Raw genomic sequence first — 758 nt, forward strand, 5'->3', positions numbered from 1 at the left:
GCCCGGTAGCCAGCGCCGAAGGATGAACTACACGGCATAACGGTCTTGCCGACCCTCCGCACGAGGCACCGCCGAGATGCGAAAGGACGAGCGCATCGCGGCAGAAGCGGATGTCAGGGCCCCTTCTACCCTCTGGCGATGCCTACATGGACTTTGAGTGATATTCAGGACGCCTTGCGCGCCAGTTGGTCAGCTGACACCTGCTCACCTGATGATCTAGAACGGAGCGGCTGGCAGGCCGACAATCCAGCCTGGGGGCACTGCGACATCACAGCCCTAGTCCTACATGACATCCTCGGCGGCGACCTCATGGTCGGCGAAGTACACGCCAACGGCCAGCAGCATGGCTTCCACTGGTGGAACCGCCTGCCCAGCGGCGTCGAGATCGACCTGACACGTGAGCGGTTTCGTAGAGGCCAGACAATCAGCGCCATCCGATCAGTTCGGCGCCCCACCGGCCCGACCAAACGCCGCCACGCCGAGTACCTCCTCCTGCGCGAGCGTGTCTCAGCCCGCATGGAAGGATGGCCGACTGCCGACCCCGAGCGAACTTAACCTCCCCGTCATGCTCAGCAGAGGGCGGTTGAACGCCCCGCGGCAGAAGCGGATACTATCCGCAATCTACATGTATTGGGTAAAGCGTCGCAGCGGCTAAGGCCACTGAGCCTTTCCGGGCAACGGTGCGGTGACTGTGTGTCACGTGGTGCGGTCGGCTTCCATGTGTAGGAGCACCAGTGCGGCGGCGACGATCTGGCCGA

Annotated in this window: 1 protein-coding gene; it reads left to right on the top strand. The window is 63.3% G+C overall.

Annotated features, from left to right (window positions below):
- Positions 1–138: 138 nt before the first annotated feature.
- The gene (locus ABD287_RS18420) at positions 139–555 is read left to right on the top strand and encodes a YunG family protein (protein WP_344174812.1); all 417 of its coding nucleotides are present in this window, start codon (positions 139–141) and stop codon (positions 553–555) included.
- Positions 556–758 lie beyond the last annotated feature (203 nt).

The organism is Pilimelia columellifera subsp. columellifera, from assembly GCF_039532605.1.
Classification (GTDB): domain Bacteria; phylum Actinomycetota; class Actinomycetes; order Mycobacteriales; family Micromonosporaceae; genus Pilimelia; species Pilimelia columellifera.